Genomic DNA, 22,850 nt, shown 5'->3' with positions numbered 1-22,850 from the left:
ACTTGCCCGCTACTCTCACCTAGATAAGAGCATGTGGCACATCTTACCATGCCAGACACGAAAAGAGGTATTCAATGGATTCTCCCATTATTCAGCTGCTGGTCTTGGCTGGTATTGCAGTGTTTTTGATTTTGCGCCTGAAAAATGTGCTGGGAACACGTGATGGTTTTGAAGGACCACCGCGCTCTCAGCTTCCGGCAGAAAATCAAACGCGCCGCGATTTCGAAGTGATCAGCAATGATGGCCCAGATCGTGATATAATAGATCACGTCGCTGAAGATTCTGAAGCTGCTGGCGCTTTGGCTGAAATGAAACGGATTGAGCAGGACTTTGGCGTGGCCGACTTCCTACAGGGTGCCAAAGGTGCCTATGAAATGATCCTGATGTCCTTTGAGCGTGGTAATATTGAAGAAATTGAATCGTTTCTATCCGACGATGTACGCGATGCATTTTCGCAGGTGATCAAATCACGCGAAGATCAGGGGCTAACAATCGAGGCGGAATTTGTCGGGGTGCGTGAAACAACGCTTGCGGATGCGACATTCGACAGCAGCAGCAAAACTGCCGAGGTCTCGGTTCGTTTTATTGGTGAACTGATCTCTGTTGTACGCGACAGCTATGGCAATGCAATTGAGGGCAAACCGGGTCAATCCAAGCGCCAGAAAGACCTGTGGACATTCCAGCGCGTTATGGGAACCGACGATCCGAACTGGCGGCTTGTTGCCACCAGCGAATGATTTTCCGGCTTATTGCGGCGCTGAATATATGGCTGATAGCCACTATTGGCGCGGCATCGGATGATATTGCGCATAAGATATTGTCGTTCAAGGATCTCGAATCCTGGGAAAGCGACGATCATGATCAGGCGCTCAGCGCCTTTTTGATGACCTGCAAGGACCTCAAAGATCCAGACTGGCAATCAATTTGTGCGCTTGCACAGCAAAGCCCAGATGCAAAGCAGTTCTTTGAGCTGCTTTTCAAGCCAGTGGTGATTGGCGACGGGATTGAGGCGCTGTTCACCGGTTATTTTGAACCTGAGCTGAACGGATCATTGTCACCGGGCGGTAAATATAAATACCCGATTTATCGTAAACCCCCTGAGATCCCTTATGAAAGCCTTTGGTTGACCCGGCGCGAGATTGAAACAGGTCCGGTGATGAAAGGCCGTGGTCTTGAGATCGCTTGGGTCGATGACCCAGTTGAGCTGTTCTTCCTGCAAATTCAAGGATCTGGCCGTATTCGCCTGCCCAATGGGCGCATGATCCGGGTGGGTTATGGTGGATCAAATGGGCATAACTACCAATCTATCGGGACAGAGTTGGTGAGACGCGGGATTTATGATGTACATCAGGTGTCGGCTGAGGTGATCAAAAACTGGGTGCGTCGGAACCCGATTGAAGGGCAGGAACTGCTTTATCATAATCCCACCTATGTGTTTTTTAGGAAGCTAACCAAAATACCTGCGGACAAAGGACCTTATGGTGCGATGAACCGATCTGTCACAGCGGGCAGAACCGTTGCTGTTGACCCAAAATATGTGCCTCTCGGTGCGCCGGTCTGGGTTGAAAAAGATGGTAAAAACCCAATCCGTAGACTGACGATTGCACAAGATACCGGATCAGCCATCAAAGGCCCGCAACGAGCGGATATATTCTTTGGCACCGGCGATACAGCGGGGCGCGCTGCGGGGCAATTGAGGGATCCGGGGCGAATGGTTGTGCTGCTTCCAATTCAGCGGGCTTACGCCATGCTGCCCGGGGGTCTGCAATGAAAAAACGCCGTTTATCTGCCGAAGACCTGGCGCTGTGGCACCGGGTGAGTAGGACCACTGAAAGGTTTCACCCTGAGCGAAAAGAAGATCCTTTTACGCCTGAGATATTTGAAAACCCTAAACCCAAGAGGTTTCAACCCAAACCGTTTTCCGTTGGTGCAACGCCATCAAAACCAACACAAGCCCATGACATATTGCCGGGTATTCGGGAACAGTTGGCCAAAGCCCCGTTGGGTATGGACGCCAAGGCTTTCGGGCGATTGAAAAAGGGCAAACTCAAACCAGAGGGAAAAATTGATCTACATGGGAAAACCTTGGCACAGGCCCAACCGGTTTTGACTTCTTTTATTCTGCGGGCGCAGGCCGATGGGAAACGGCTGGTTCTTGTGGTGACGGGCAAGGGCAAGGAACGTGATGATGGCGGGCCGATCCCGGTTAGATTTGGTGTGTTACGTCATGCGGTGCCGCAGTGGTTGTCTATTCCACCGCTTAATCAGTTGGTCTTACAAGTAAGCGAGGCACATTTGCGGCATGGTGGAGGTGGCGCCTATTATGTTTACTTACGACGGAGCCGGTAAATCAGGTTTGGCTTGTGTGATCCCGATCCACATCAGAACTGTTGCAAAAACAAAGTAGCCAGCAACGAACAGGTATTGCAGATTGATGCTAATACCATAATCAAGCCCAACGCCGGTTATGCCTGGCCCAATGGCGGACCCTAAAACCATCACAGCCGCGGCCATAGCTTTGACTGAACCCAGATTAGCTGTCCCATAAAACTCCGCCCAAAACGCATTTGGCAAAGTTGCGTTTGCGCCAACCGTCAGGGCAAAAAAGAAGAATCCGACATACATTGTCATCAAGGTGTCTGCGATGGCGAAAAATACAAAAGCGATAGCAATAGGGATTTGAAAGAATGGCATTAAGCGCGCTGTCCCCAAACGGTCCAATGCGTGGCCAGAGACAATCATCGCGCAAATGCCGACGGCAGTATAAAACGGAAAAATCTTCACCAATTGCAGATGTTCCCAGTTTTTGACGCTGGCAAAATGCACTTGATGGAAAAAGAAAGCGGTTGAAAATGCCGATGGCCCCAACAGCGCTGGGATCATGTACCAAAATAACCTGTGGCTGAAAGCTTGATTGCGCGTCCAGTGACGACCATCCATGCCAACGGACTGGTTGAGCTTTGCAACACTTTGTGGGGTACGTTCTTGCATTAATAAGCGCAGCAATATGGGGATACCCAAGGCAGCAATGACTGCGGCAACAACCCATAATATCCGCCAGTCATAGCTGGCCATAAGCAATACAAAGATAATTGGCAGCAAAGCCTCGCCAATTGCGAACCCAAGCGTGGCAATAGACAGGGCGGTACCTCGTGTTGACACAAACCAGCGCCCCATGGCGACCACCGCGATGTGGCTGCTCATCCCCTGCCCGGTGAACCGCAAGGCAAAGATCACAAACGGCAGCATCCACCACTGTGCGGAAATGGCCATCGACAGACAGGCCACTGTCAACAAAGCAAGGATAACCGGTCCAAGAACACGGACACGAAATTGATCTGTCAGACCACCTGCCCAGATCATCAATATGGCCGAAGCGGTGGTGCCCAGTGAATAAATGCCACCCCACTGGCCGTGGCTTAAATCAAAGGCGGATTGAATTTCACCCGCAAAGATCGAGATAAAGAACGTTTGGCCAAAACTGCTGAGAAACGTCAGCAACATACCGGCAGACAGCCAGCGCAGATTGTCACGGATGAAATCAAAAACGACCATTCTTCCCTTTTGCCCGGAAAAACCCGGAAGGAAAGAAAAATCGTCGACTTACAGCACGTAGCGGCTCAGATCAGCAGAACCCATCAGTTCGCCCAGGTTGGTTTCCACAAACTCGGCATCGACGGTGATCTTGTCGCCCGACCGTTCTGGTGCGGTAAATGATAGTTCTTCGAACACCCGCTCCATAACGGTATAAAGCCGCCGCGCACCAATGTTTTCAACGGATTGGTTCACCTCGGCCGCGATGCGTGCGAGTGCGGCAATGCCGTCATCCGTAAACTCAACCTCAACCTCTTCGGTGCCCATCAGTGCCGAATACTGACGTGTTAGCGCATTGTCGGTTTCGGTCAGGATACGCACGAAATCCTCTTCGGTCAGCGCGCGTAACTCCACCCTGATCGGCAAGCGGCCCTGAAGTTCGGGCAAAAGATCGGATGGTTTGGCGATGTGAAACGCACCAGAGGCGATGAACAGGATATGATCGGTTTTCACCGGACCATGTTTGGTGGAAACGGTTGTACCCTCAATCAGTGGCAGCAGGTCGCGCTGCACACCCTCGCGGCTGACATCGCCACCGCGAGCCTCTTTGCGGGCACAGACTTTGTCGATCTCATCCAGAAACACGATACCACTCTGTTCGACGGCCTCCATGGCGCTGCGATTAACTATTTCATCATCCAGCAGCTTGTCGGCCTCTTCGCTGACCAGAACTTCGTAGCTTTCCGCGACTGTCATCTTGCGTTTGACAGTGCGCCCGCCAAAGGCTTTGCCAAAAATGTCGCCCAAATTCATCATGCCCATCTGTCCACTGGGTTGGCCGGGAATGTCCATCATGCCCATGGGATTAGAATGGTCTGCCAGCTCCAGCTCAATCTCAGTGTTATCCAGCTCACCTGATTTCAGCTTTTTGCGGAACATATCACGGGTGCCTTTGCGCGCATCTTCGCCGGCGATGGCGGAAATCACCCGCTCTTCGGCGGCGGCATGAGCGTTGGCTTTAACCTCTTCACGCATCAGCTCGCGGGTTTGGATGATGGCACTGTCAACTAGATCGCGAATGATCTGTTCGACATCGCGGCCGACATACCCGACCTCTGTAAACTTGGTGGCTTCAACCTTGATGAAAGGAGCACGTGCTAGCTTTGCCAAGCGGCGGCTGATTTCGGTTTTGCCGACACCGGTAGGGCCAATCATCAGGATGTTCTTAGGATAGACTTCTTCGCGAATATCATCATCCAGCTGTTTGCGGCGCCAGCGATTGCGTAGTGCGACGGCAGTGGCGCGTTTGGCATCTTTTTGCCCGATGATGAAACGGTCCAGCTCAGATACGATTTCGCGTGGTGTCAGATCGGTCAAAATAGTCATCCCTTGATGAAAGTCGTTTGCTGCTAGGTATACGCGATCACGAAAAACGCAAGTCTGTACACGAATTTCTCGCGCTTAATCACGAAACGGCGAAGCCCATTCCACTTTGTGCTGAAGGGTATATCTTTGCGCCAATCGGATCGGGAGGAACGATATGACCAATCGTAGAACATTTTTAAAATTTACGGCGTCTGCTGCCACAGCGGCAATTGCAACGGGGTTTGCGCCAGCATTTGCGGGTGGACATGGCCGTATTGGCGAATTCTCTGGGCGTAATAACCATATCACAACCGGCAAGGCCGAAGTTGCAAAAAACGAAGTTGTATTGTTCAAAGACTTCAGCCTGGATGGTGCCCCTGATCCACGTGTTGGTCTGGGTAAGGACGGTAAATTTGACCCAAATACAGATTTGGGCGAATTGAAAAACCTGAAGGGCAAGCAAAGTTATGCCGTACCTGCAGGCATCGACGTCTCAAAATATAACGAGGTTTACATCTGGTGCCGCAAGTTCAGCGTACCACTGGGTGTTGCCAAATTGGGTGACGAACACTGAATTTATTCCACTCACGGAAAAACGGTATTGGGCTGGCTTGCGTCAGCCCTTTATCGTTTCAACAGTCAGCTTTCCGTTTGTGTAAACGCAAATATCTGCGGCAATCGCCATGGCTGAGCGAGCGACTTCCTCGGCTGATTTCTCACTGTCCATCATGCCGCGAGCGGCTGCGAGGGCAAAGTTACCCCCCGATCCAATGGCCGTCACGTCATGCTCTGGTTCTAACACGTCGCCAGCGCCGGTAATGACATAGAGCTCGCGACCGTCGCTGACGATTAGCATTGCCTCTAGCTTTTGCAGGTACTTATCCGTGCGCCAATCCTTGGCCAGCTCAACACTGGCACGTTGCAGTTGACCGGGTGTTGCCTCCAACTTGGCCTCTAGCCGTTCCAGCAAGGTAAAGGCATCGGCGGTTGACCCGGCAAAACCCGCGACTACGTCATATCCACCGGGCTGCAGGCGACGCACCTTACGGGCCGTACCCTTGATTACGGTTTGGCCAAGACTGACCTGGCCATCACCTGCGATGACAACTTCGCCACCTTTTTTGACGCCGATAATTGTTGTGCCGTGCCAACCGGGGAATTCGTTATTCATGGGGCCTCCGTCATGTTGGTAACTTATATGGAAGGGCTTGGACCAAGGTGCAAGAATTTGTGCAATAAAAAGGGCCCGCAAAAGCGAGCCCTGATATAAAACCTGAATGGCAAGGTTAGATGCTGTCTTCGATCCAGCTTTGCAGTGCTGCCTTAGGTGCGGCACCAGCACGGTTAGACACCACTTCGCCATCCTTGAAAATGAACAGCGCGGGAATACCGCGTACACCCATGGCCGCAGCAGCATTGGGGTTGCTGTCAACGTCAACCTTGGCGATTTTAACCTTGCCGTTCATTTCTGCCGCCAACTCTTCCAGAGCGGGGCCGATTTGTTTGCAGGGGCCACACCATTCGGCCCAGAAGTCTACAACAACAGGAACGTCAGAGTTTTTGACTTCGGCATCAAAGGTGGCATCTGTAACGGCGACGGTGGACATGGCAGTCTCCTGAAAATGGGGCGTTGAACTTGGTTGCGAACCTAAGAACGACAGGCCGGGGCGTCAAGGGATGACGGTACGCGACACGGCATCAGTCACAAGATCGTGCGGCAGTGACATGAGGCTTGCGGTTCTGGTCCAAAGCAAGGCCACGTCAATTTTGTGATCTGGATAGATCTGACTAAGCGCCAGCGCATAGGCCCCCATTTGTCGTAATAGCCCTTCTGGGCAATCCTGTGGCGTGGCGGGCACAGTTGCATTTGATTTGAAATCCACGGCAAGAATGCGGTGTTCATCGATGATCAACCGGTCAATGACGCCATGAATGCGTTGGCAATTCAACACAGGAAGTGTTGCGGTTATGGGTACTTCGGCCAGCGTATTTTCAGCGAAGAGCGTTACCAAATCCGATGTGTTGAGAACTGTTGACGCTTCGGCAAAGATCGCGCTAATTTCATCAGGTTGGGCTGAATCAGAGCCTGAATTAAGTAATTCAACTGCCATGCTGTGCCAATCAGTGGTGGCAAATTTGGGCAGGTGCTCCAGCAATAGGTGAATTTGCCGCCCGCGCCGTTTGGCTGCCTCTTCATCTAGCCCATCATCACCGGGTAAGGCCTTTGCTCCGCCCAGCTCTGAAGGGCTGAGCGTTTTGGTCGGCTGTTGCGGGTTGGGGGCTGCTTGATGATAAAAATCAGGCAAAGGGACAATATCTTCTGGCGACGGTTCTTCACTGGTCTGTGAAGGTTCGGACCAATCTCCGTGTTCCAACCGCAATCCAGTGCCACGCAGAAAAGAATGCTCTACCGCGCCAAGATGCTCCATCGCTGTGCGAATTTTATCATGCCAAGTATCACCAGATTTACCGAGATCACCCGCCGCAGCAACGATCAGCCATTTTTCCGCACGCGTCATTGCGACATAAAGCAGGCGATTGCGTTCTGCAGTGTCAGCGGTTTTCAAATGTTCCGTGATCTGTGCAAGATTCTTTGGCGTTTCATCAGCTTTGGTGCGCCAAAATGCCAGATCGCCCTGAGTTATGACCTGATTATGCTGACGGCTTTGCTGCTTTGCGGTATCTGCCAGAATGACAATCGGGGCCTCAAGCCCCTTGGCGCCATGTACGGTCATGACGCGAATACGATCACCGGAATTTTCCAACTGGCGTTTTATTTCCAGATCATCTGCCTGCATCCACTGCAAAAACCCGGTCAGGCTGTCGGCGGCCTGTTGTTCATATGCGATTGCCTGAGCCAGCAGCGCATCAATGCCGTCTTCGGCCTCAAACCCAAGGCGGCCCAAGAACAAGCGACGTCCATCATGACGGGTTAGGATACGCTCTAGCAATTCATATGGCCGCATATAATCCGCCTGCTGCCGCAGATCATCAAGGACGTCCATAACGTTTGAGAATTCATCTGCACGATTGCGTAGACTGGTCCAAAGGTATTTGTCGGCTCGAGCGTGGGCCAAATTATATAGCTGTGCCTCTGACCAATTAAACAGCGGTGATTTTAAGATGATAGCCAGTGACAGGCTGTCCTCGGGTGTGGCGAGAAATGACAAAATTGCCACTAGATCGCGAACCGCCAGTTCGGCCCCGATTTTCAAACGGTCAGCGCCGGCAATGGGCAGGCTTTGCGCCTTGCACTCGCGAATGATCTCGTGAAACAGTTCAGACCGTTTTTGAAACAAGATCAGGAAGTCACCAGCTTGCACGGGGCGCATTCCCTGACCGTCGGGAATGGCGGACTTGCTATCAATAAGCTGGCGGATATTGGTGGCGATGGTGTGTGCCAAAATCACCGTCGGATCGCTAGCGGCTTTGACATCAACAGGTTGAAACCATTCAGGGCCATCTTCGGAATTGTTTTTTTCAACAAGCGGCCACAGATCAACCCGACCTGGCATATCGGCGTGAAATGCCTTGTGAGTCAGATTGGCGGCAAACCCACTGGTTTCATTGTTCTGAAAAGCTTGATCCACCAAAGACAAAATTGCCTGAGACGAGCGGAATGAATACTCCATCTCCAGCCCTTGCAGGGGTGTGCCTATTGATGACAGGCGCTTATCGAATTCTAGCTGCATCCGGTCAAATTCACCCGGATCGGCCCCCTGAAAGGAATAGATTGACTGTTTTTTATCGCCGACAACAAAGATTGTGCGCAACACATCCGCTCGCGCGCCCTCTCCGCTGGTGAATTCCTGTGCCAGACGTTCGATTACCTGCCATTGCACTGGGCTGGTGTCCTGTGCTTCGTCCACAAGAATATGGTCGATCCCTCCATCAAGACGGAACAATACCCAAGCTGCCACATCCGAATTGGTCAAAAGCGCACGTGCCTTCAGGATCAGGTCGTCAAAATCCAACCAGCCGCGAAATTGTTTGGCGGCTGAGTACGCAGGCAAAAATGCCTGCGCGAAGTCATATAGTGCACGGGTTTTATTTAAGGCACTCAGGGCTATGCGGGCCTCTCGTGCGGTTTCAACGCGGCGCATCAAATCTTCGATTTGAGGCATGAGATCAGATAGTGTTTCTCGGCAAGCCTTGGTTGGAAAAGATCCAATTTTGGCTGAAAAAGGTGTTTTTCCGCTTTTTGTCAGAAAAACAGATTCCAAAATAGGCAAAGCATTTTGATCTGCGAACTTAACCAACATCAGCTGTGCTGCCGCTTTTTGATCATTGGCACCACTTTGGCGCAGTGCGGCAATCAGTGCTTTCAGCAGCTCCAGCTCCCCACCAAGAAAGACAGAGGCAATCAAATCGCCAGTGGTTATGTCAGGATCAAGACTAAAATGCTGATGAAGTGCAGAAGTGTCATAGGGTTTTTCAAATACCGTTTGCTGACGAACAACCTCGGCTGCCAGATCGGCTAGCGTTTCACCAGTAAAATACAGCGCGGTTTTCGCCAAAACTTCGGCTTGTGGGCCATTGGCAAGATCTTCGATGATTTGGCTCCGTAACTGAGCCGCTGCGCGTTCGTCCATTTCAACAAATTGTGGGCTGACGCCAGATTCCAGAGGGAACCGGCGTAGCAAGGATGAACAAAACGAGTGGATCGTTTGGATTTTCAACCCACCGGGGGTTTCGATCGCGCGGGCAAACAGGCGGCGGGCATCGGCAAGAATTTGTGAGGTAATCGCACTTTCATACCCCAGCACTTGCAATGCATCGGTCAGATCTGGATCATTCAGCATTGCCCATTCGCCCAAACGTTTGAACAAACGGTTTTGCATCTCACTCGCGGCGGCCTTGGTATAGGTCAGGCACAAAATGTGTTGCGGGTCGACCTGATCCAACAACAACCGGGCAACACGGTCGGTTAGAACACGGGTTTTGCCGGATCCGGCATTGGCCGACAACCAAGTTGACCTTTCCGGGCGTGCAGCGTTGATCTGTTTTTGAGTGGCGTCATCAAATTGCATCATCCGACCCTTGATTTATCCGGATCATCAGTGATGTCCCATTCGCCAAATCGGGCCAATTGATCATAGTTACCATAATCACGCTTCAGATGCATCGCGCGTCGGGCTGTATAGCCAGTTTCGGTCTCTGAATAGGCCGAAATTAGCATTTTTAGCTTATCCCATGTTACCTCGGGCGGTTCATCCAAAAGCGGGGCGTCAACCTCTTTGCCGCCACTGGCAAGGCCGATATATACCGCGCGTGCAACATGGGCCGGAGCAAGGTTGCCAAAGCCGGATTGCTGTGCAATTGCGGCCTCTAGCAGTAGTTGTTTATCAAAATGAACCTGTTGATCTTTGGTTGGTGGGGTGCCGGTCTTGTAATCATAGACATGCACAGCACCAGTTTCATCCATGTCTATACGATCGGCTGTGCCGTTCAGGGAAAATTCGGGGTCCGTGCAACTGGCGCTGCCGCGCGCCTCAAACGCGGTTGGGCGGGCGACCGTGCGGCGTACCTGTTCAGTTTCGATAAACCAATCTGCAATCTGTTCCATTCGCGCCAGCCATAATGTGCGCGCCTCAGCCCATGGTACATCGGTGGCCAAAATATCTTGCGTCAATTGTAACAGATGGGATTTAGTTAAGGTTTCTGAATGATCCAGCGTGGCGCGGATGAATTTTTCGAGCACTTTATGCAATACCGTGCCGCGAATTGCCGGATCTGGGCCACGCATAAGCGGGTCAAGCGGGCGTAGGTTTAAAATGTGTTTGGCATAGATGGCATAGGGGTCGCGGATCAAATGGCGGATCTCGGTCACTGATAACCGCTTTGGCCGTGCAGATGGCGGTGGGCATGGTGCAGGGCGCGGGGCTGGGTCTATTGGAGTAGGGTTTTCAAGAGCTTGAACACGGTCAAGCCACAGCTGCCCGCGGGCTTGCATTTGTTGCAGGGCTTCTGGGCCGCCTTGGTCAGGCAGGCCAGAAAGCAGGTTTTGTAAGCGGTTCACCCAGCGAGAGGTAATCGTTTCAGAATCGTTAGATCTAAGAGACCGGGTAAACCAAACCTCTGGTGCACAGGCGGCCTGTTGAAAGTCATGTGCCGATAGCCCCGTCCGACGTTCCGGTAAAAGCAGGCCCGCTTGGTGACGCAAGGCGCGGTTAAGCCACGGGTCCGGGCTGGGACTTTCGGGCCAAGACCCTTCGTTAAGCCCGGCAAGAATAAGCAGCTCAACGCCTTGAACGCGAGCCTCTAACGTGCCCCAGATCAAAATGTTTGGGTTGGGTGTAATTGGGTTGCGAACTTCTTTGCGCGCAAGGACAGCAGAAAAGATGTTGATATAGTCAAATGTATTCAGCACGCTGGCGGCAGGCGCGGCCTCAACCAGTTCCTGCATTACTTGATGTGCGGCCTTTCCTGCATCGCCAGACCACAATGCGGGTGCATCATCCGGATCGATCCCACCTGAAAGCCGTTCAGCAAGATCAATATGATGCACGATGAGATCTGACATTGGTTGATCTGCTGCATTATTTTGACCAATTAAGCAGTAACAGAGCCAGACTATCCAGTCTTTTGCCCCTTCAATTCCGCACCCTTCAGCCCAGTTATGCAAGGTTTCCTCATCTGGATATGGGGCAGCTTTGCGGCGCAAATGCAGTTCAAGTTCGCGGGTTAATCGCAGGTGTGGGCCGCGTCCCTGCCCCGCATGGCATAGCGGGTGTTTGAGCAAAGTCAGCAGTAATTCTGCCGTCAGGGGTTGGCGCAACAGATCACCGACGTGACGTAAAAATCGCCCGGGAGCCGAGCGGTGCAATGGCATGCCTGCACTATCATCCGGGGTGATGTTCCAACGATCAAGCGCAGCAGATACCTGCCGGGTGAGGTTACGATCAGGTGTGATCAGCGCGGCGGTCGTGCCATCTTGTGCGGCTTGCCGCAGACGCAGGGCGATGGCCATCGCTTCATGTCGTTGTGAGGCAGCATTCAGCAAGGTGACATCCTGCATGGCTGCGGGCAAATCGGGCAGGTTCGGGCCGTCAATCAACCATTGATCCGTAACAGGTGCGGGTCTTAAGGCCAGTGACAAGACCTTGTTTCGGTTTGGGTTTGCGGGGGGCGCCTGATGCCAGTGCGGCACATCATCAAACTGCAGGCCCAGTTTTTCCATTAGGTCGGCAAAACGATATTGGGGATGATCCTCAAGCGGTAGCCCGTCAGAGTTGTTGGGCATAAGGCGATCCCAGACCGCGCCCGGCATATCTAAATCAAAACCGGGCAGAATAATCGCACCCTGAGGTAGCTTTGCGACCGCCTGCATCAAGATCTGTGTCGCACCACGGGACCCGGTGGATCCGGCGACGATCACTGGATGATCAGGTGGGGATGCGTGCCAGGATTCGATTAGCTGTTCGATGGCGCGACGTTGACGTGCCTCAGGATCAGGTTCGTTTTGATTACTTTCAAAATAGGGACTAACAATGCCTAAAAATGATTTTATGCGACGCCAATGACCGGACTGATCTGAAACATCAAGTGCATCGATCATATCAGGTGAGACGCCCTCGCCCTGCATTTCATCCATCAGTGCGACCAGCTGATCCGCCAGATCATAAACCGAGGCCCGAGATGCGATACTTGGATCACTTTCCAGCAGACGGGTGATCAATTGCGCCACTTCAAGCCGGCGGCGCAATGGTGGTGCGGCTGGCGGAATCTGACTGGGAAAATAGGTGTCAGGTAATTGGCTGATTAGAGAAATTTTGGGCAGCAAGCATGGTGGCCCCTGATCAAATAATGCACGAACGCGCCGGGCCATACGGCGGGTGTTGACCACCAAATGACAGCGGGCCAAAGCATCGGGCGGCAAGTTTGCTGTGCGCGCAACCAGCCCATTAACTAAAGCTTTGGGAAAGTCGGACCCCAACGACACGCCATAAACACGCGGGTGGTCCAAGGCGTCAAACATGATCCTGATCCAGCATGGATTCGGCGGCGGTGATCCCCTCGGGTGACCCGACATCAGCCCAGTGACCGGTGTAGGCAATAGCAAATAGTCGCTGATTTTCCCGCATCTTATTCCATAATAGGTTCAAGGAAAAAGCGCGCTCTGGGATCGCATGTAACCCATCAGTTTTCAGAATCTGGAGACCCGAATACACAAGGCCAGGCCCCCGGCTGGCACGGCCAGATGGATCAATAAGAAAGTCACCCTTACCGGTGTGATTGACCGCATTTGCAAGCGGAATACAAAGTAGTAACGCATCCATTTTTTCAGGATTCCAACCCTTTGCCAGCAGATCCAAAGGATTAGGCCCCTTCCACACGGCATCGGTATTCATGGTAAATACGGGTCGGCTACCCAATAGTGGCAGCGCAGCGCGCAGGCCGCCACCGGTTTCAAGGATTTCATCGCTTTCGTCAGAAAACAGGATATCAGATCTGGCCAGATGTGATATAATCTGCTCGGGTTTGTAGTGCAGATTGGCGACGATGGTGCCCATACCGAAATCAGTGATCTGATCCAGCGCATGATCAATCAGTGGTTTGCCTGCGACGGGGATCATCGGTTTGGGGCAATTTGCGGTCAGTGCACCCATGCGAGTGCCAAAGCCCGCAGCGAACAACATTACGGCGTCTGGAGCGTTGCGCATTTGTCTTTGAGCCTTTGCAGGGTTTCGAGGGTTGGGCTGGGCAGGGTATCACGCACCAATGTCGCAACGTCTGCCATCGCGGGATGGTCGAGGTCGCGCATTAAATGGGCCCAGACCCGTGGGATCAGGTCAACATAATGCGCTTTGCCGTCACGTACACAAAGTCGGGCAAAGACGCCAACAATACGCAGGTTGCGTTGTGCACCAAGGCAATAATAGGCGTTGCGGAATTTCGTGTCGTTGACATCAGTTTGCGAAATGTACTGTTCCAGCATGGCTTGTTGGACCTGCGGGCTGACATCACGGCGAGCGTCTTGCAATAGCGAGACAAGATCATAGGCGCGGTGACCCTTGAGGGCGTCTTGGTAATCCAAAAGCCCAACCCGCGCGGTTCCGTTGCGATCAGGCAGCCACAGCAGGTTTTCAGCATGGTAATCCCGTTGAATGAGGACATTTGTATCTGGGGCATAATCCTCAAGAACCTGCTGCATTTTCTGGCGAAACTCTTGAGCAGCGGCGTTATTTTTTTTATCTGCCTGCGTGAGATACCAGTCAAATGCCAGCGCGGCCAGATCTGCCATTACGGCTGGGCTGTATGCGCCCAGGCCCTCTGGTGTAGGATGGGTGTGAAGATCTGCCAATAACGTTGTTGCCGCGGAATAGAGACGGTTTTCTTTCGAAAGATCATTTTTCAACACCCGCGCAAAAAGATCATCGCCAAGATCTTCGAGCAACAAGAACCCGGCCGTATCATCCTGTGCCAGAATGCGGGGTGCGCTAAAGCCAAGCCCGGACAGGTGGGTTGATATGTTGACAAAAGGCCGAACATCTTCACCCTTTTCGGGCGGGGCATCCATGATAATAGCAGTGGTGTTATCGTGTTGCCGCAGACGAAAGTACTTTCGGTTGGACGCATCGCCAGCCACCATGCTGATCTCGGCCTCACTCCATCCAGAGTGGGTGATAAAATTGTTGAGTAAATCGTTACGCGACGGCATTCAAAAGCCCTTTTAGTTTTTCACCCCAACTTTGATTATCCCAGCTCAGATGCAGCTTGCGCTGATCATCCTGTTGGGTGCTGCTGAGAGTGATATTTAATGCGCCCTTGGGTGCGAAATTTCTTAACCGATCCGGCCATTCAACAAGACAGATGGCGGTTTCAAAGGCCTCTGTCAGGCCAAGCTCTTCGATTTCGTAGACATCGCTGAGGCGGTAAAGGTCAGTATGCCAGATTTCCAACCCCTTCGCGGTGTATGTTTGAACCAATGTGAATGTCGGCGATGGGATATCTTCGGGCACGTCCAGCAGGGCCTGAATGAAGCAGCGAGCAAAATGTGTTTTCCCGGCACCAATGCCACCCGATAACAATACAACATCACCGACATCCAGACAGGGTGCCAATTGTTGTGCAAGTTTGCACGTCTCTTCAGGAGAGTGAGAGGTGATGATTTGGCTAAAGGTTGGCATGATACGACATTACACGTGCTGCCGCTGCCTGCAATGTAGATCAGGCGATTTCCGGCTGTGTTTTGACCAGCTTTTTGATGTCAGGCTTGCAAATCCGCAGCATGAGCAAATTCCCTGCAAGGGGCGCAATATGACATTGCCAGCGTGGTCCAGACTTGCCTTGAATGATTTTAGAAAACGCTATTTGGTGTGTTGGTGTCGACAGCTGCTTTTCAATTTCGTTCCAGCTCTGTAATTCAGTGGAACCAATTGCGCAGCGTTCAATCAGGTCAATCACAGAAATTTCAGTAATGCCTTGATCGGGGTCAAATCCGATCAGGCGGGCCAGGGCTGCATTACAGAACAACAGGGTTTTGGCTGGGGAAAAGACAGCGATGGCATCCTCGAGTGAATCAAGGGTGGTTTGCCGAATGTCGATTTGGGTGCGAAACCGACGGGTTAGCACAACATCGTCTGTGATGTCATCAAACAGAAATGCGACAGCCCCGTCCGGATGTGGGCGCCCGGTGATGCGATAGGTCAACCCGTTTGGCAGCGGCCATGTTTCATCATAGTTTCCACCAACGGCACTGGTGATCATCTGGTTGATTTGAATGCGCCATGCGGCATAGTTTTTCGGTTCAGGCATCATCTGAAGGTCGCGTAATTTGTCAAAGAAGCTCATCAAATTTGGCCGTGCACTAAGAAAATCAATCGGTAAATGAGTCAGGTTAACAAGGGCAGGATTGAACAGCACCAATTGATGATCACGATCGAAAATACATAGACCCGTAGACAGGTTCGCAAATGTTTTAGTCAAGGTTTGCAAAAAGGCTCGTTGCGCGTTCTTAGCTTCAACCAATTCTGAAATGTCTGTGGCATAGCACGATCGGAGGTCCTCGGTTTCATGCACCATAAGTTCTACCCACCGCGTGCCCGATGCCTGGTTGAGGGCGATCTGTCTGGGTTGTGTGATGTTTTGTTCGAGCATTTCGGTGATATCACGATCAAGAATATCCTTCTGATCATTGGTGAACTGTTGCCAAAGGGCGCTTTCCTGACGCTGTCCGTCTTGGGGATTGATTTGTAAGATCGCGCAGGGTGCGGATTCTAATGTGCCTTGCTCTGCCATTCGCGCTCTGCTGTTGCGTAGCAGCTGATGTTTTCCCACGGGTGAAAGTTCAGAGGCGTCGCTCAAAATGACAAGGTGATTACAATTTTTGTAACGGATCTCAAGCGTGGCAGAACCATCGTTTTCATCAAAAATCTTTACATTTTGTGGTGCGTGATGGGCAAGTGTTTCGGGCAGCGTGCCAAATCGCCCTGCTGTCCAGTTGCGAAAATCCTGCCAGGTCTGAAGGGTCGGTTTTACGGTATGTGGGCTGTCTAGATCATTAAGGTTATGGTCAATCAGTTGATCGGCATGAAACAGAAACCTTGAAGTGGTATGATTGCTCTGGGGGCCATCTGGTGCGGCTTGAGAAGAGAATAGCCAGGCGGCGATGCTGATTACCACCAAAGACAATATCCCCGCCGCAACCCCGACCCCGATATAAACCCATACAGACATAGTGCCCCCAGAGCTGTGTTTGAGATCTTCAGGATTGGGCAAACATAGTTAATGTAAGGTTAAGACGGCGACATTGCTTTGTATCAGGCCAGATGCGGTTGGTTTTCCCCTAATGGCTTGCGATCTGCGCCCTCAGCCACTTCTAACTTTGCACGTGGCCAGCTGACTTCGACAATTGCGCCTAACCTATGCCCGCCGCCAAAACGCTTGCTATCTGCTTCTGTACCATTGGCAAAACTTAGATCTGCACCAGAGCGCTCCAGTAGAGTTTTGGCAATGAACAACCCCAGCCCCATGCCATCATAACCGGGTCTGTGGGTGTCAGGTGCAGACGCCCTGCGACGCATGAAAGGATCACCTATTCGACCTATCATATCAATTGGATAACCTTTGCCATCATCCATAATGCGAATGGATATTCTATCAGCGTTCCAGTGGGCTTCGATCCATACCGTGCTTTGCGCAAAATCGACGGCGTTTTGTATCAGGTTGCGCAGCCCATGAATGATTTCAGAGCGCCGCTGTATGACCGGATGATACGAATTGACTTTACTTGCTGATGCGTAATCAAAATTAAGCGACTTGCCGCGGTCAGTATGCGGCTCTGCCGCCTCTTCAATGACGGTGGAAATGGGTGCGTAGCGCATTTGTAGGTCATCTTTTCCGGCCCGCCCCATGGAGCGCAGAATATCACGGCAACGATCTGCCTGTTCTCGGATTAGCAAGGCATCGCTTTGCAGGTCTTCATTGTCTGAAAGCTCATCAGCTAGTTCTGCGCTGGTTAGCTTGATGGTGGCCAGTGGCGTTCCCATTTCATGGGCCGCTGCGGCGATGACTCCACCAAGATCGGTAAGCTTTTGTTCGCGGGCGAGCGCCATTTGAGTGGCTTGCAGGGCATCGTGCATGGCGGTCATTTCGGATACAATCCAGCGGGAATAGACACCTAAAAAGACAATTCCAATGATGATCGCAGCCCAGTTTCCGAACCGGAATATGTCAGGCATACGCAGGACAAACCCTTGATCAGTGCGCAGTGGTAAATAATAGAACAACAACACAGATACAATGCCGATTGCCACCAGCCCCAATGCTGCTGTGGACCGGACGGATAAGGCCGAGGCCGAGACAGTGACAGGACCAACAATCAGGATGGAAAACGGATTGTTAAGTCCACCAGTCAGATAAAGCATCAACCCCAGTTGCAATAGGTCGAACAGAACAACAAAGAAGGTTTCAGATTCTGACAACCGCTTGTTTTCGGGGTAAATAAACGCCGCAACTAAATTGCTGATGATAGAAACGCCGATGACGGCATAACAGAGGCCGGTTTCCACATCGAGATTGTACAGGCGCTGAGCAATGATCAGGGCCGAAGTCTGACCAATAATCGCCCACCAACGCAGCAAAACAAGCGTCCGCAGGCGAATCCAGTAGCGGTGTTTCAGCGCAGTATCTGCGTTTTGTGGCATGTGCGCTTCCGTCCCGTTGCAAGTTTCTGATCCAATGCTAGATGTGCGGCAGGTGGATGCGCAAGCCCGATAGCAAAAGGATAGTGAAATGGCACGAATGGTTGCGGTAATCGCAGGTGTGGCAGCGGTAGGCTTGTTGGGGGTGACATATTATGTCAGCAGCCAATCCGGATCGAACGACCAGTTTGCGCAATGTCGCGGTAGCCAAATTGCAGGTGGTGCCGGGCAAATCGGCGGTTCCTTTACATTGGTTGATGGAACTGGAGCGACGGTGACTGACAAAGAGGTGATCGATAAGCCAGCATTGATCTACTTCGGCTACACCTTTTGCCCCGATGTCTGCCCCGTGGATTCAGCGCGCAATGCAGCAGCGGCGGATATCCTTAAGCAACGTGGCGAAAACATCAAACCGGTGATGATCACTGTTGATCCCGCACGCGATACGCCTGAGGTGATGAAAGAATACACCGAATATATGCACCCTAATATGCAGGGGCTGACAGGCAGTGAAGAGCAGGTTCGCGCTGCGGCTAAGGCCTACCGCGTCTTTTATCAAAAGCAGCCGTCTGAGGATGGTGATGAAGACTTCTATCTGATGGACCATACGACAATGTCCTATCTGACATTGCCAGAATATGGCTTTGTTGAGTTTTTCCAACGAGTCCTGACGCCCGAACAAGTGGCAGATCGGGTGGCCTGTTTTCTGGATGCGGTTTGACGCGCAAGAGGCGGCGGGCTAGAAATCCTTTAGCGCTTGAATATGGAGAGGCATGATGGCCGAAAACCTGCGGGACCTTGGCGAAGATCGCTCGCTTCTTCTGTTGGATGATGATGAGCCGTTTCTCAAACGATTGGCGAAAGCCATGGAGAAACGCGGATTTGATGTTGAAACGGCTGAATCAGTTGCGGCTGGCAAGGCGATTGCCACGGCGCGTCCCCCGGCCTATGCGGTTTGCGATCTGCGTTTGGGGGATGGCAATGGTTTGGATGTTGTTGAAACCATTCGCGAAAAACGCCCCGACAGTCGAATTGTTGTCCTGACCGGATATGGGGCGATTGCTACGGCGGTGGCTGCAGTGAAGATTGGTGCTACTGATTACCTGTCAAAGCCTGCGGATGCGACGGACATCACCAATGCGCTGTTGGCCAGCAGTGATGAGCTTCCCCCACCCCCGGAAAACCCGATGAGCGCGGACCGTGTGCGCTGGGAGCATATCCAAAGGGTGTATGAACTTTGCGATCGCAATGTGTCTGAAACTGCGCGGCGTCTGAACATGCACCGCCGGACGTTGCAGCGTATTTTGGCGAAACGCTCGCCACGTTAAAGATCAAAGCGCTTGCTGATCTTGTCCACCGTCAACCCGTTTTCAAGCCGAATATTGGGGTGGAGGGCGTAATTTTCAAAGCCGCGACTTTGGTAATAGGCCAGCCCCCCGGCATTGTCAGTGCGGATGGTCGCATTGATCCAGCGATACCCAAGTGCGGTTGCGGCTTTGTGTGAGGCTTCGAATAATTTTGTGCCAACACCCAATCCGACGCTATCGGGACTGACAAATGTGCCAATGTCGCAGGCATCTGCTGGCAGGATCTGACGGGGCTCGATGGATTGAAATCCCAATAGGGTGCCGTTGTCATCTTCTACCACCTGCCATGCAGATGCGTCATGGCGATGGGTTAGCCATTGGGTGATGGTGTCGCAAGTGACGGGGTTAGTAAACGCAGTTGTGCCGCCTTTGTGGATGATCTCATTCAGCAGTCTGGCCATTGCGTTGGCATCCAGTGCCCCGGCATGGCGAATATAGATCATTCCATTTCTGCCAATAAAACATTGTGTCGCGCGGTATAATCGGCACGCACCTGTGTTGGCGGGCGTAGATGAATATCAAGTCCATCCATTACAGATCGATCTGGCTTGCCAAAGAATTTGTTGGCTTCAGTCTCGCTAAAACCGGCGATTTTTGTGGCTTCCATCCAAGCGCTGATCTTATCGGCCTTTTTGATCTGCTTTTTGACTGCTACCGGAAGTGTTGCAGGCAGACCAAAGCGGATATGAATGACTGCATTCAATCGTGCATCAAGTTGGTCATAACTGGGCCCAACGGCAGCCTTTACCGGTGAAATCATGTCGCCGATGACATATTCAGGGGCATCATGCAGCAATGCGGCCAAACGCCATTTGGCCGGTGTTTTAGGATTAAGCCGATGATACAAGATTTCGACTAAAAGTGAGTGTTCAGCAACGGAATAGGCAAAGTCACCAGAGGTCTGGCCATTCCAACGCGCGACAAAAGACAGGCCATGCGCGATATCTTCGATCTCAACATCCACTGGGGTTGGGTCCAGCAGGTCAAGCCTGCGACCGGACAACATTTTTTGCCATGCGCGAGGTTGGGGCACGTGTGATCCTTATGCAAAGTTGAACGTCAGAGTTAGCCGGTTCAAGTGTGATTTGCAAAATGTTCGACAATAGCGCCCAGCAAAGGAGAGTTTTTTTGCGCGGCCAGAAAGTTATACCCTTTGTAGGTGTCAGTTTTAATCTGGCGGATTTGATCCAGCGACTTCACAGGTTTCAGCCCATCTTCGATCGAATAGAGACGCATTTCCGGACGCGACAGAAAATGCGCGCTGGGGGCGCAATCATGGTCAGCGCCGTGATCTTCGTAAATCAGGACGGAGCCATCGTTGAGCGTGCGCGCTGCCCCTTCAATTGCGCTTACCTCAGCGCCTTCGACATCCATCTTGATCAGGGCAGGCATGCCTACAGGTACAAGATCATCGACCTTAAGCGTCGTGACCGTTTCAGTCTGGTCCGCCTGCCCGGCAGTGCCGTCTTGCAAAAGTCTGGCAGAGGCGTGGCTGAGATATGTGTTCACGAAAGTCAGCTCTTCGCCGGTTTGATTGTGGATGGCGGCGTGGTGCAGTCGGACATTTTGTAGATCTTTGGCATTTTGCTTCAAGATGCTAAATGTTTGGGCTGAGGCTTCGACGGAAATGACCTTTTGAAACAAAGGTGCTGCGCGGCTTGTCCAAAACCCTTTGTTTGCGCCAAGATCGCAAAAAAGGCTGGTTCGACCAACGGAGGTGCGTAAAATCGTGTCAATTTCTGGCTCATAGGGAAAATGAAAAAGAGCAAAGCGTGTCCAATACGCGTCATCCATGGTAATACGAAATCCGGGACCATCATCAAGATGCAACCATACAGCATTATTTGAGGGAAACAGTCGGCTGAGGCTCCGGGCAAATCGCCCATACGCCCCTCGTGTAAAGGCGAAGCGATACAGCGTCATCAATATACAGTATTGAATACGTGCGCTCAGCCCTGAATAGACAAGCTGGCGCCTTGGGGCGTTTTTATGCTGGGCGCTGTTTTTCATTGGCGTTAGCTAACGGCGACATAAGACAACTGCAAACCCGATCACGAAGATGTTTGTCGGTCAGCGGGAAATGGCCACGCGAACCGACAAATGTTCAAAAATCGTAAGTTCTTAACAAGTTTGGTCTAGCAAATGTTACAGTATCAGCCAACGCTGCGATCATCCGCGCGGTAATCTGTTTCATCTGTGATAGAGAAACGTCCACCTTTGAGCTTTTTGATCTTGCCCCGGCGCAGAAGCTGCCCAAAAGAACGCAGTGTGTCCTCGCGGGAGTAGTTTGATTTCTTAAGCTCTTTCAGTTTCCCCATCAGCATGGGTCTGGAAAACTGAGGTAAACCTTCAATATCAGACATGTATGCCGCTGCTGCCTCAAGCAAATCTGCAAGGTCATCAGCGCCCATTTCCTGAGCATATTCCATGAACGTACCATGTGCAGATCCAATGGCATTGGTGGGCGTTGTCGACGCGGCCATCTCGGCCGACAGTCGACGTGGCAGAATGGGATCTTGCGCTGTGTCAACGCGTTGCTCTGCAACAAGTTTCAATGGCGCGGAAGATTGCTCAGTGTCGGGCCGCTCTGGGGAATGAGTTCCTAGGATGCGCGGCCGTCGTGGGCGCATGACGCTTTCAATGTCACTGCGATAAGGTTGTTCATCGACGTCTTTTGTCAGCTCTGACCCCGCAGACTTTTCCGCGCGTGCCGCAGCAACTGCTGCGCGCAGGTGCTGAATGGCGCTGCGGCGAGTGCTGGATTCAGGCGCATGGCGCTGATCTTCGGCTTGTTCAAAAATACGCGAAACATCATCAGATGCCTCATAAGGGTCAACAGAGGGGACTTTATCAATCTTATCGTGTGATGTGTTTTTGGGCGCGTCAGGTTGGTTGCTACTGGGGATGGCCTCTTGGTCTATGTAATCAGGGCGAGCGTCATCCACCAGTTGGGACAACGTGTCTGGATTCGTCAGCGGTTCTTCCATGCCATCAGCTTCAGACAATGCTGCAGAAAAGCGCGATGCTTGATCTGGTTCATCAATGATGTCGATGGGTTCATCATCGCTATAGTCTTCTTCGTATGCGATGTCGGATTCTGGCGCGGCAGAGCGAATGCGGTTTAGCTTTGACGCCGCACTATCAGGCGCGGTTTCAGTCTCGGATGTTTTGTCAATGTCAGGTGTTACAGCATTGGTTTCACCTGAATCGGCGTCTTTGGTTTCAATGTCATTATCTGTCAACGCTTCGGAAGGCGTTTCAGTGCGCAGTACAACATTGCCATTGTCTTGACGCGCCTCTACTCGCTGGGCACTTTTGGTTTCCGCGATACGTGCCAGAACTTCGGTATCCGGAATGGACGGCTCAGCGCCAAAATATCGGTCATCAGCGGACAAATCCCGGAAGTATTCCGCGATTGCTTTCATGGTTTCAAAAGAGT

At 52.0% G+C, this 22,850-nt stretch carries 21 protein-coding genes; 6 read left to right on the top strand and 15 right to left on the bottom strand.

All coding sequences use genetic code 11. From position 1 onward, the window contains the following. Window positions 1-74 precede the first annotated feature (74 nt). Genes D9A02_RS05580 through D9A02_RS05570 form a run of 3 tightly spaced genes read left to right on the top strand, consistent with a single transcriptional unit; the run spans window position 75 to window position 2,349 of the window. A complete protein-coding gene (locus D9A02_RS05580) occupies window positions 75-737 on the top strand; it encodes a Tim44/TimA family putative adaptor protein (protein ID WP_120500004.1) in 663 nt (220 codons plus the stop codon). After that, window positions 734-1,771 carry a murein transglycosylase A gene (locus D9A02_RS05575; protein WP_120500003.1) on the top strand — a complete coding sequence of 346 codons (1,038 nt, stop codon included), beginning with the start codon at window positions 734-736 and terminating at the stop codon, window positions 1,769-1,771. The genes D9A02_RS05580 and D9A02_RS05575 overlap by 4 nt, the downstream gene beginning before the upstream one ends. Further along, a complete protein-coding gene (locus D9A02_RS05570; RefSeq protein ID WP_120500002.1) occupies window positions 1,768-2,349 on the top strand; it encodes a Smr/MutS family protein in 582 nt (193 codons plus the stop codon). The genes D9A02_RS05575 and D9A02_RS05570 overlap by 4 nt, the downstream gene beginning before the upstream one ends. Here D9A02_RS05570 and D9A02_RS05565 read toward each other — a convergent pair. Together D9A02_RS05565 and hslU are read right to left on the bottom strand one after the other, a co-directional pair. Next, window positions 2,332-3,555, bottom strand: a complete 1,224-nt coding sequence (locus tag D9A02_RS05565; protein ID WP_120500001.1) for an MFS transporter — start codon at window positions 3,553-3,555, stop codon at window positions 2,332-2,334. The two genes, D9A02_RS05570 and D9A02_RS05565, sit on opposite strands and share 18 nt — an antisense overlap. 48 nt (window positions 3,556-3,603) lie before the next feature. Further along, window positions 3,604-4,911 carry an ATP-dependent protease ATPase subunit HslU gene (hslU, locus tag D9A02_RS05560; protein WP_120500405.1) on the bottom strand — a complete coding sequence of 436 codons (1,308 nt, stop codon included), beginning with the start codon at window positions 4,909-4,911 and terminating at the stop codon, window positions 3,604-3,606. A gap of 163 nt (window positions 4,912-5,074) precedes the next feature. Between hslU and D9A02_RS05555 the strand changes: the two genes are divergently transcribed. Next, the gene (locus D9A02_RS05555; RefSeq protein ID WP_120500000.1) at window positions 5,075-5,473 is read left to right on the top strand and encodes a DM13 domain-containing protein; all 399 of its coding nucleotides are present in this window, start codon (window positions 5,075-5,077) and stop codon (window positions 5,471-5,473) included. 42 nt (window positions 5,474-5,515) lie between these two features. Here the strand turns inward: D9A02_RS05555 and hslV are convergent, their stop codons facing one another. The 9 genes from hslV to regB all read right to left on the bottom strand — a co-directional run bounded on the left by hslV (window position 5,516) and on the right by regB (window position 18,047). After that, on the bottom strand, window positions 5,516-6,070 hold the full coding sequence (gene hslV / locus D9A02_RS05550; protein ID WP_120499999.1) for an ATP-dependent protease subunit HslV: 555 nt from the start codon (window positions 6,068-6,070) through the stop codon (window positions 5,516-5,518). 115 nt (window positions 6,071-6,185) lie between these two features. After that, the gene (trxA, locus tag D9A02_RS05545) at window positions 6,186-6,506 is read right to left on the bottom strand and encodes a thioredoxin (protein ID WP_120499998.1); all 321 of its coding nucleotides are present in this window, start codon (window positions 6,504-6,506) and stop codon (window positions 6,186-6,188) included. Between the two features lie 63 nt (window positions 6,507-6,569). Further along, window positions 6,570-9,932, bottom strand: coding sequence for a double-strand break repair helicase AddA (gene addA / locus D9A02_RS05540; RefSeq protein WP_120499997.1), 3,363 nt, complete (start codon window positions 9,930-9,932; stop codon window positions 6,570-6,572). After that, on the bottom strand, window positions 9,929-12,877 hold the full coding sequence (addB, locus tag D9A02_RS05535) for a double-strand break repair protein AddB (protein ID WP_120499996.1): 2,949 nt from the start codon (window positions 12,875-12,877) through the stop codon (window positions 9,929-9,931). The genes addA and addB overlap by 4 nt, the downstream gene beginning before the upstream one ends. After that, window positions 12,870-13,562, bottom strand: coding sequence for a nucleotidyltransferase family protein (locus tag D9A02_RS05530; protein ID WP_120499995.1), 693 nt, complete (start codon window positions 13,560-13,562; stop codon window positions 12,870-12,872). The genes addB and D9A02_RS05530 overlap by 8 nt, the downstream gene beginning before the upstream one ends. Beyond that, window positions 13,538-14,560 (bottom strand): aminoglycoside phosphotransferase family protein, encoded by a 1,023-nt coding sequence (locus D9A02_RS05525; RefSeq protein ID WP_120499994.1) that lies wholly within the window; start codon window positions 14,558-14,560, stop codon window positions 13,538-13,540. The genes D9A02_RS05530 and D9A02_RS05525 overlap by 25 nt, the downstream gene beginning before the upstream one ends. Next, window positions 14,547-15,029: a tRNA (adenosine(37)-N6)-threonylcarbamoyltransferase complex ATPase subunit type 1 TsaE gene (tsaE, locus tag D9A02_RS05520; RefSeq protein WP_120499993.1), complete on the bottom strand. Its 483-nt coding sequence runs from the start codon at window positions 15,027-15,029 to the stop codon at window positions 14,547-14,549. Before tsaE ends, D9A02_RS05525 begins: the two co-directional genes overlap by 14 nt. Window positions 15,030-15,069: 40 nt before the next feature. Then, a complete protein-coding gene (locus tag D9A02_RS05515; protein WP_254054560.1) occupies window positions 15,070-16,578 on the bottom strand; it encodes a PAS-domain containing protein in 1,509 nt (502 codons plus the stop codon). Window positions 16,579-16,661: 83 nt separating this feature from the next. After that, a complete protein-coding gene (gene regB, locus D9A02_RS05510; protein WP_120499992.1) occupies window positions 16,662-18,047 on the bottom strand; it encodes a sensor histidine kinase RegB in 1,386 nt (461 codons plus the stop codon). An 88-nt stretch (window positions 18,048-18,135) separates the two neighbouring features. Here regB and D9A02_RS05505 point away from each other — a divergent pair, with 88 nt between their 5' ends. Together D9A02_RS05505 and D9A02_RS05500 are read left to right on the top strand one after the other, a co-directional pair. Then, complete coding sequence (locus D9A02_RS05505; protein WP_120499991.1) at window positions 18,136-18,765, top strand: SCO family protein; 630 nt, start codon at window positions 18,136-18,138, stop codon at window positions 18,763-18,765. A gap of 55 nt (window positions 18,766-18,820) precedes the next feature. Continuing rightward, window positions 18,821-19,372 (top strand): ActR/PrrA/RegA family redox response regulator transcription factor, encoded by a 552-nt coding sequence (locus D9A02_RS05500; protein ID WP_120499990.1) that lies wholly within the window; start codon window positions 18,821-18,823, stop codon window positions 19,370-19,372. On the opposite strand, the gene D9A02_RS05495 is transcribed toward D9A02_RS05500, so the two are convergent. The 4 genes from D9A02_RS05495 to D9A02_RS05480 form a co-directional block, all read right to left on the bottom strand. Next, window positions 19,369-19,854 carry a GNAT family N-acetyltransferase gene (locus D9A02_RS05495; protein ID WP_120499989.1) on the bottom strand — a complete coding sequence of 162 codons (486 nt, stop codon included), beginning with the start codon at window positions 19,852-19,854 and terminating at the stop codon, window positions 19,369-19,371. The two genes, D9A02_RS05500 and D9A02_RS05495, sit on opposite strands and share 4 nt — an antisense overlap. Then, complete coding sequence (locus D9A02_RS05490) at window positions 19,851-20,417, bottom strand: HD domain-containing protein (RefSeq protein WP_120499988.1); 567 nt, start codon at window positions 20,415-20,417, stop codon at window positions 19,851-19,853. The genes D9A02_RS05495 and D9A02_RS05490 overlap by 4 nt, the downstream gene beginning before the upstream one ends. Before the next feature lie 68 nt (window positions 20,418-20,485). Then, a complete protein-coding gene (locus D9A02_RS05485; RefSeq protein ID WP_254054559.1) occupies window positions 20,486-21,205 on the bottom strand; it encodes an FkbM family methyltransferase in 720 nt (239 codons plus the stop codon). 359 nt (window positions 21,206-21,564) lie between these two features. Then, window positions 21,565-22,836, bottom strand: coding sequence for a hypothetical protein (locus D9A02_RS05480; RefSeq protein WP_120499986.1), 1,272 nt, complete (start codon window positions 22,834-22,836; stop codon window positions 21,565-21,567). Window positions 22,837-22,850 lie beyond the last annotated feature (14 nt).

The sequence above is a fragment of the Roseovarius sp. EL26 genome (genome assembly GCF_900327775.1).
In the GTDB taxonomy this organism is placed as follows: domain Bacteria; phylum Pseudomonadota; class Alphaproteobacteria; order Rhodobacterales; family Rhodobacteraceae; genus Roseovarius.
The sequence above is the reverse complement of the archived record's forward strand: the minus strand, read 5'-3'. Positions and strand labels throughout refer to the sequence as shown.

Coding starts and splice junctions, on each gene's coding strand:
- D9A02_RS05580 (WP_120500004.1), top strand. CDS start 75: ATGGATTCTCCCATTATTCAGCTGCTGGTCTTGGCTGGTATTGCAGTG.
- D9A02_RS05575 (WP_120500003.1), top strand. CDS start 734: ATGATTTTCCGGCTTATTGCGGCGCTGAATATATGGCTGATAGCCACT.
- D9A02_RS05570 (WP_120500002.1), top strand. CDS start 1,768: ATGAAAAAACGCCGTTTATCTGCCGAAGACCTGGCGCTGTGGCACCGG.
- D9A02_RS05565 (WP_120500001.1), bottom strand. CDS start 3,555: ATGGTCGTTTTTGATTTCATCCGTGACAATCTGCGCTGGCTGTCTGCC.
- D9A02_RS05555 (WP_120500000.1), top strand. CDS start 5,075: ATGACCAATCGTAGAACATTTTTAAAATTTACGGCGTCTGCTGCCACA.
- hslV (WP_120499999.1), bottom strand. CDS start 6,070: ATGAATAACGAATTCCCCGGTTGGCACGGCACAACAATTATCGGCGTC.
- trxA (WP_120499998.1), bottom strand. CDS start 6,506: ATGTCCACCGTCGCCGTTACAGATGCCACCTTTGATGCCGAAGTCAAA.
- addA (WP_120499997.1), bottom strand. CDS start 9,932: ATGATGCAATTTGATGACGCCACTCAAAAACAGATCAACGCTGCACGC.
- addB (WP_120499996.1), bottom strand. CDS start 12,877: ATGTTTGACGCCTTGGACCACCCGCGTGTTTATGGCGTGTCGTTGGGG.
- D9A02_RS05530 (WP_120499995.1), bottom strand. CDS start 13,562: ATGCGCAACGCTCCAGACGCCGTAATGTTGTTCGCTGCGGGCTTTGGC.
- D9A02_RS05525 (WP_120499994.1), bottom strand. CDS start 14,560: ATGCCGTCGCGTAACGATTTACTCAACAATTTTATCACCCACTCTGGA.
- tsaE (WP_120499993.1), bottom strand. CDS start 15,029: ATGCCAACCTTTAGCCAAATCATCACCTCTCACTCTCCTGAAGAGACG.
- D9A02_RS05515 (WP_254054560.1), bottom strand. CDS start 16,578: ATGTCTGTATGGGTTTATATCGGGGTCGGGGTTGCGGCGGGGATATTG.
- regB (WP_120499992.1), bottom strand. CDS start 18,047: ATGCCACAAAACGCAGATACTGCGCTGAAACACCGCTACTGGATTCGC.
- D9A02_RS05505 (WP_120499991.1), top strand. CDS start 18,136: ATGGCACGAATGGTTGCGGTAATCGCAGGTGTGGCAGCGGTAGGCTTG.
- D9A02_RS05500 (WP_120499990.1), top strand. CDS start 18,821: ATGGCCGAAAACCTGCGGGACCTTGGCGAAGATCGCTCGCTTCTTCTG.
- D9A02_RS05495 (WP_120499989.1), bottom strand. CDS start 19,854: ATGATCTATATTCGCCATGCCGGGGCACTGGATGCCAACGCAATGGCC.
- D9A02_RS05490 (WP_120499988.1), bottom strand. CDS start 20,417: ATGTTGTCCGGTCGCAGGCTTGACCTGCTGGACCCAACCCCAGTGGAT.
- D9A02_RS05485 (WP_254054559.1), bottom strand. CDS start 21,205: ATGGATGACGCGTATTGGACACGCTTTGCTCTTTTTCATTTTCCCTAT.
- D9A02_RS05480 (WP_120499986.1), bottom strand. CDS start 22,836: ATGAAAGCAATCGCGGAATACTTCCGGGATTTGTCCGCTGATGACCGA.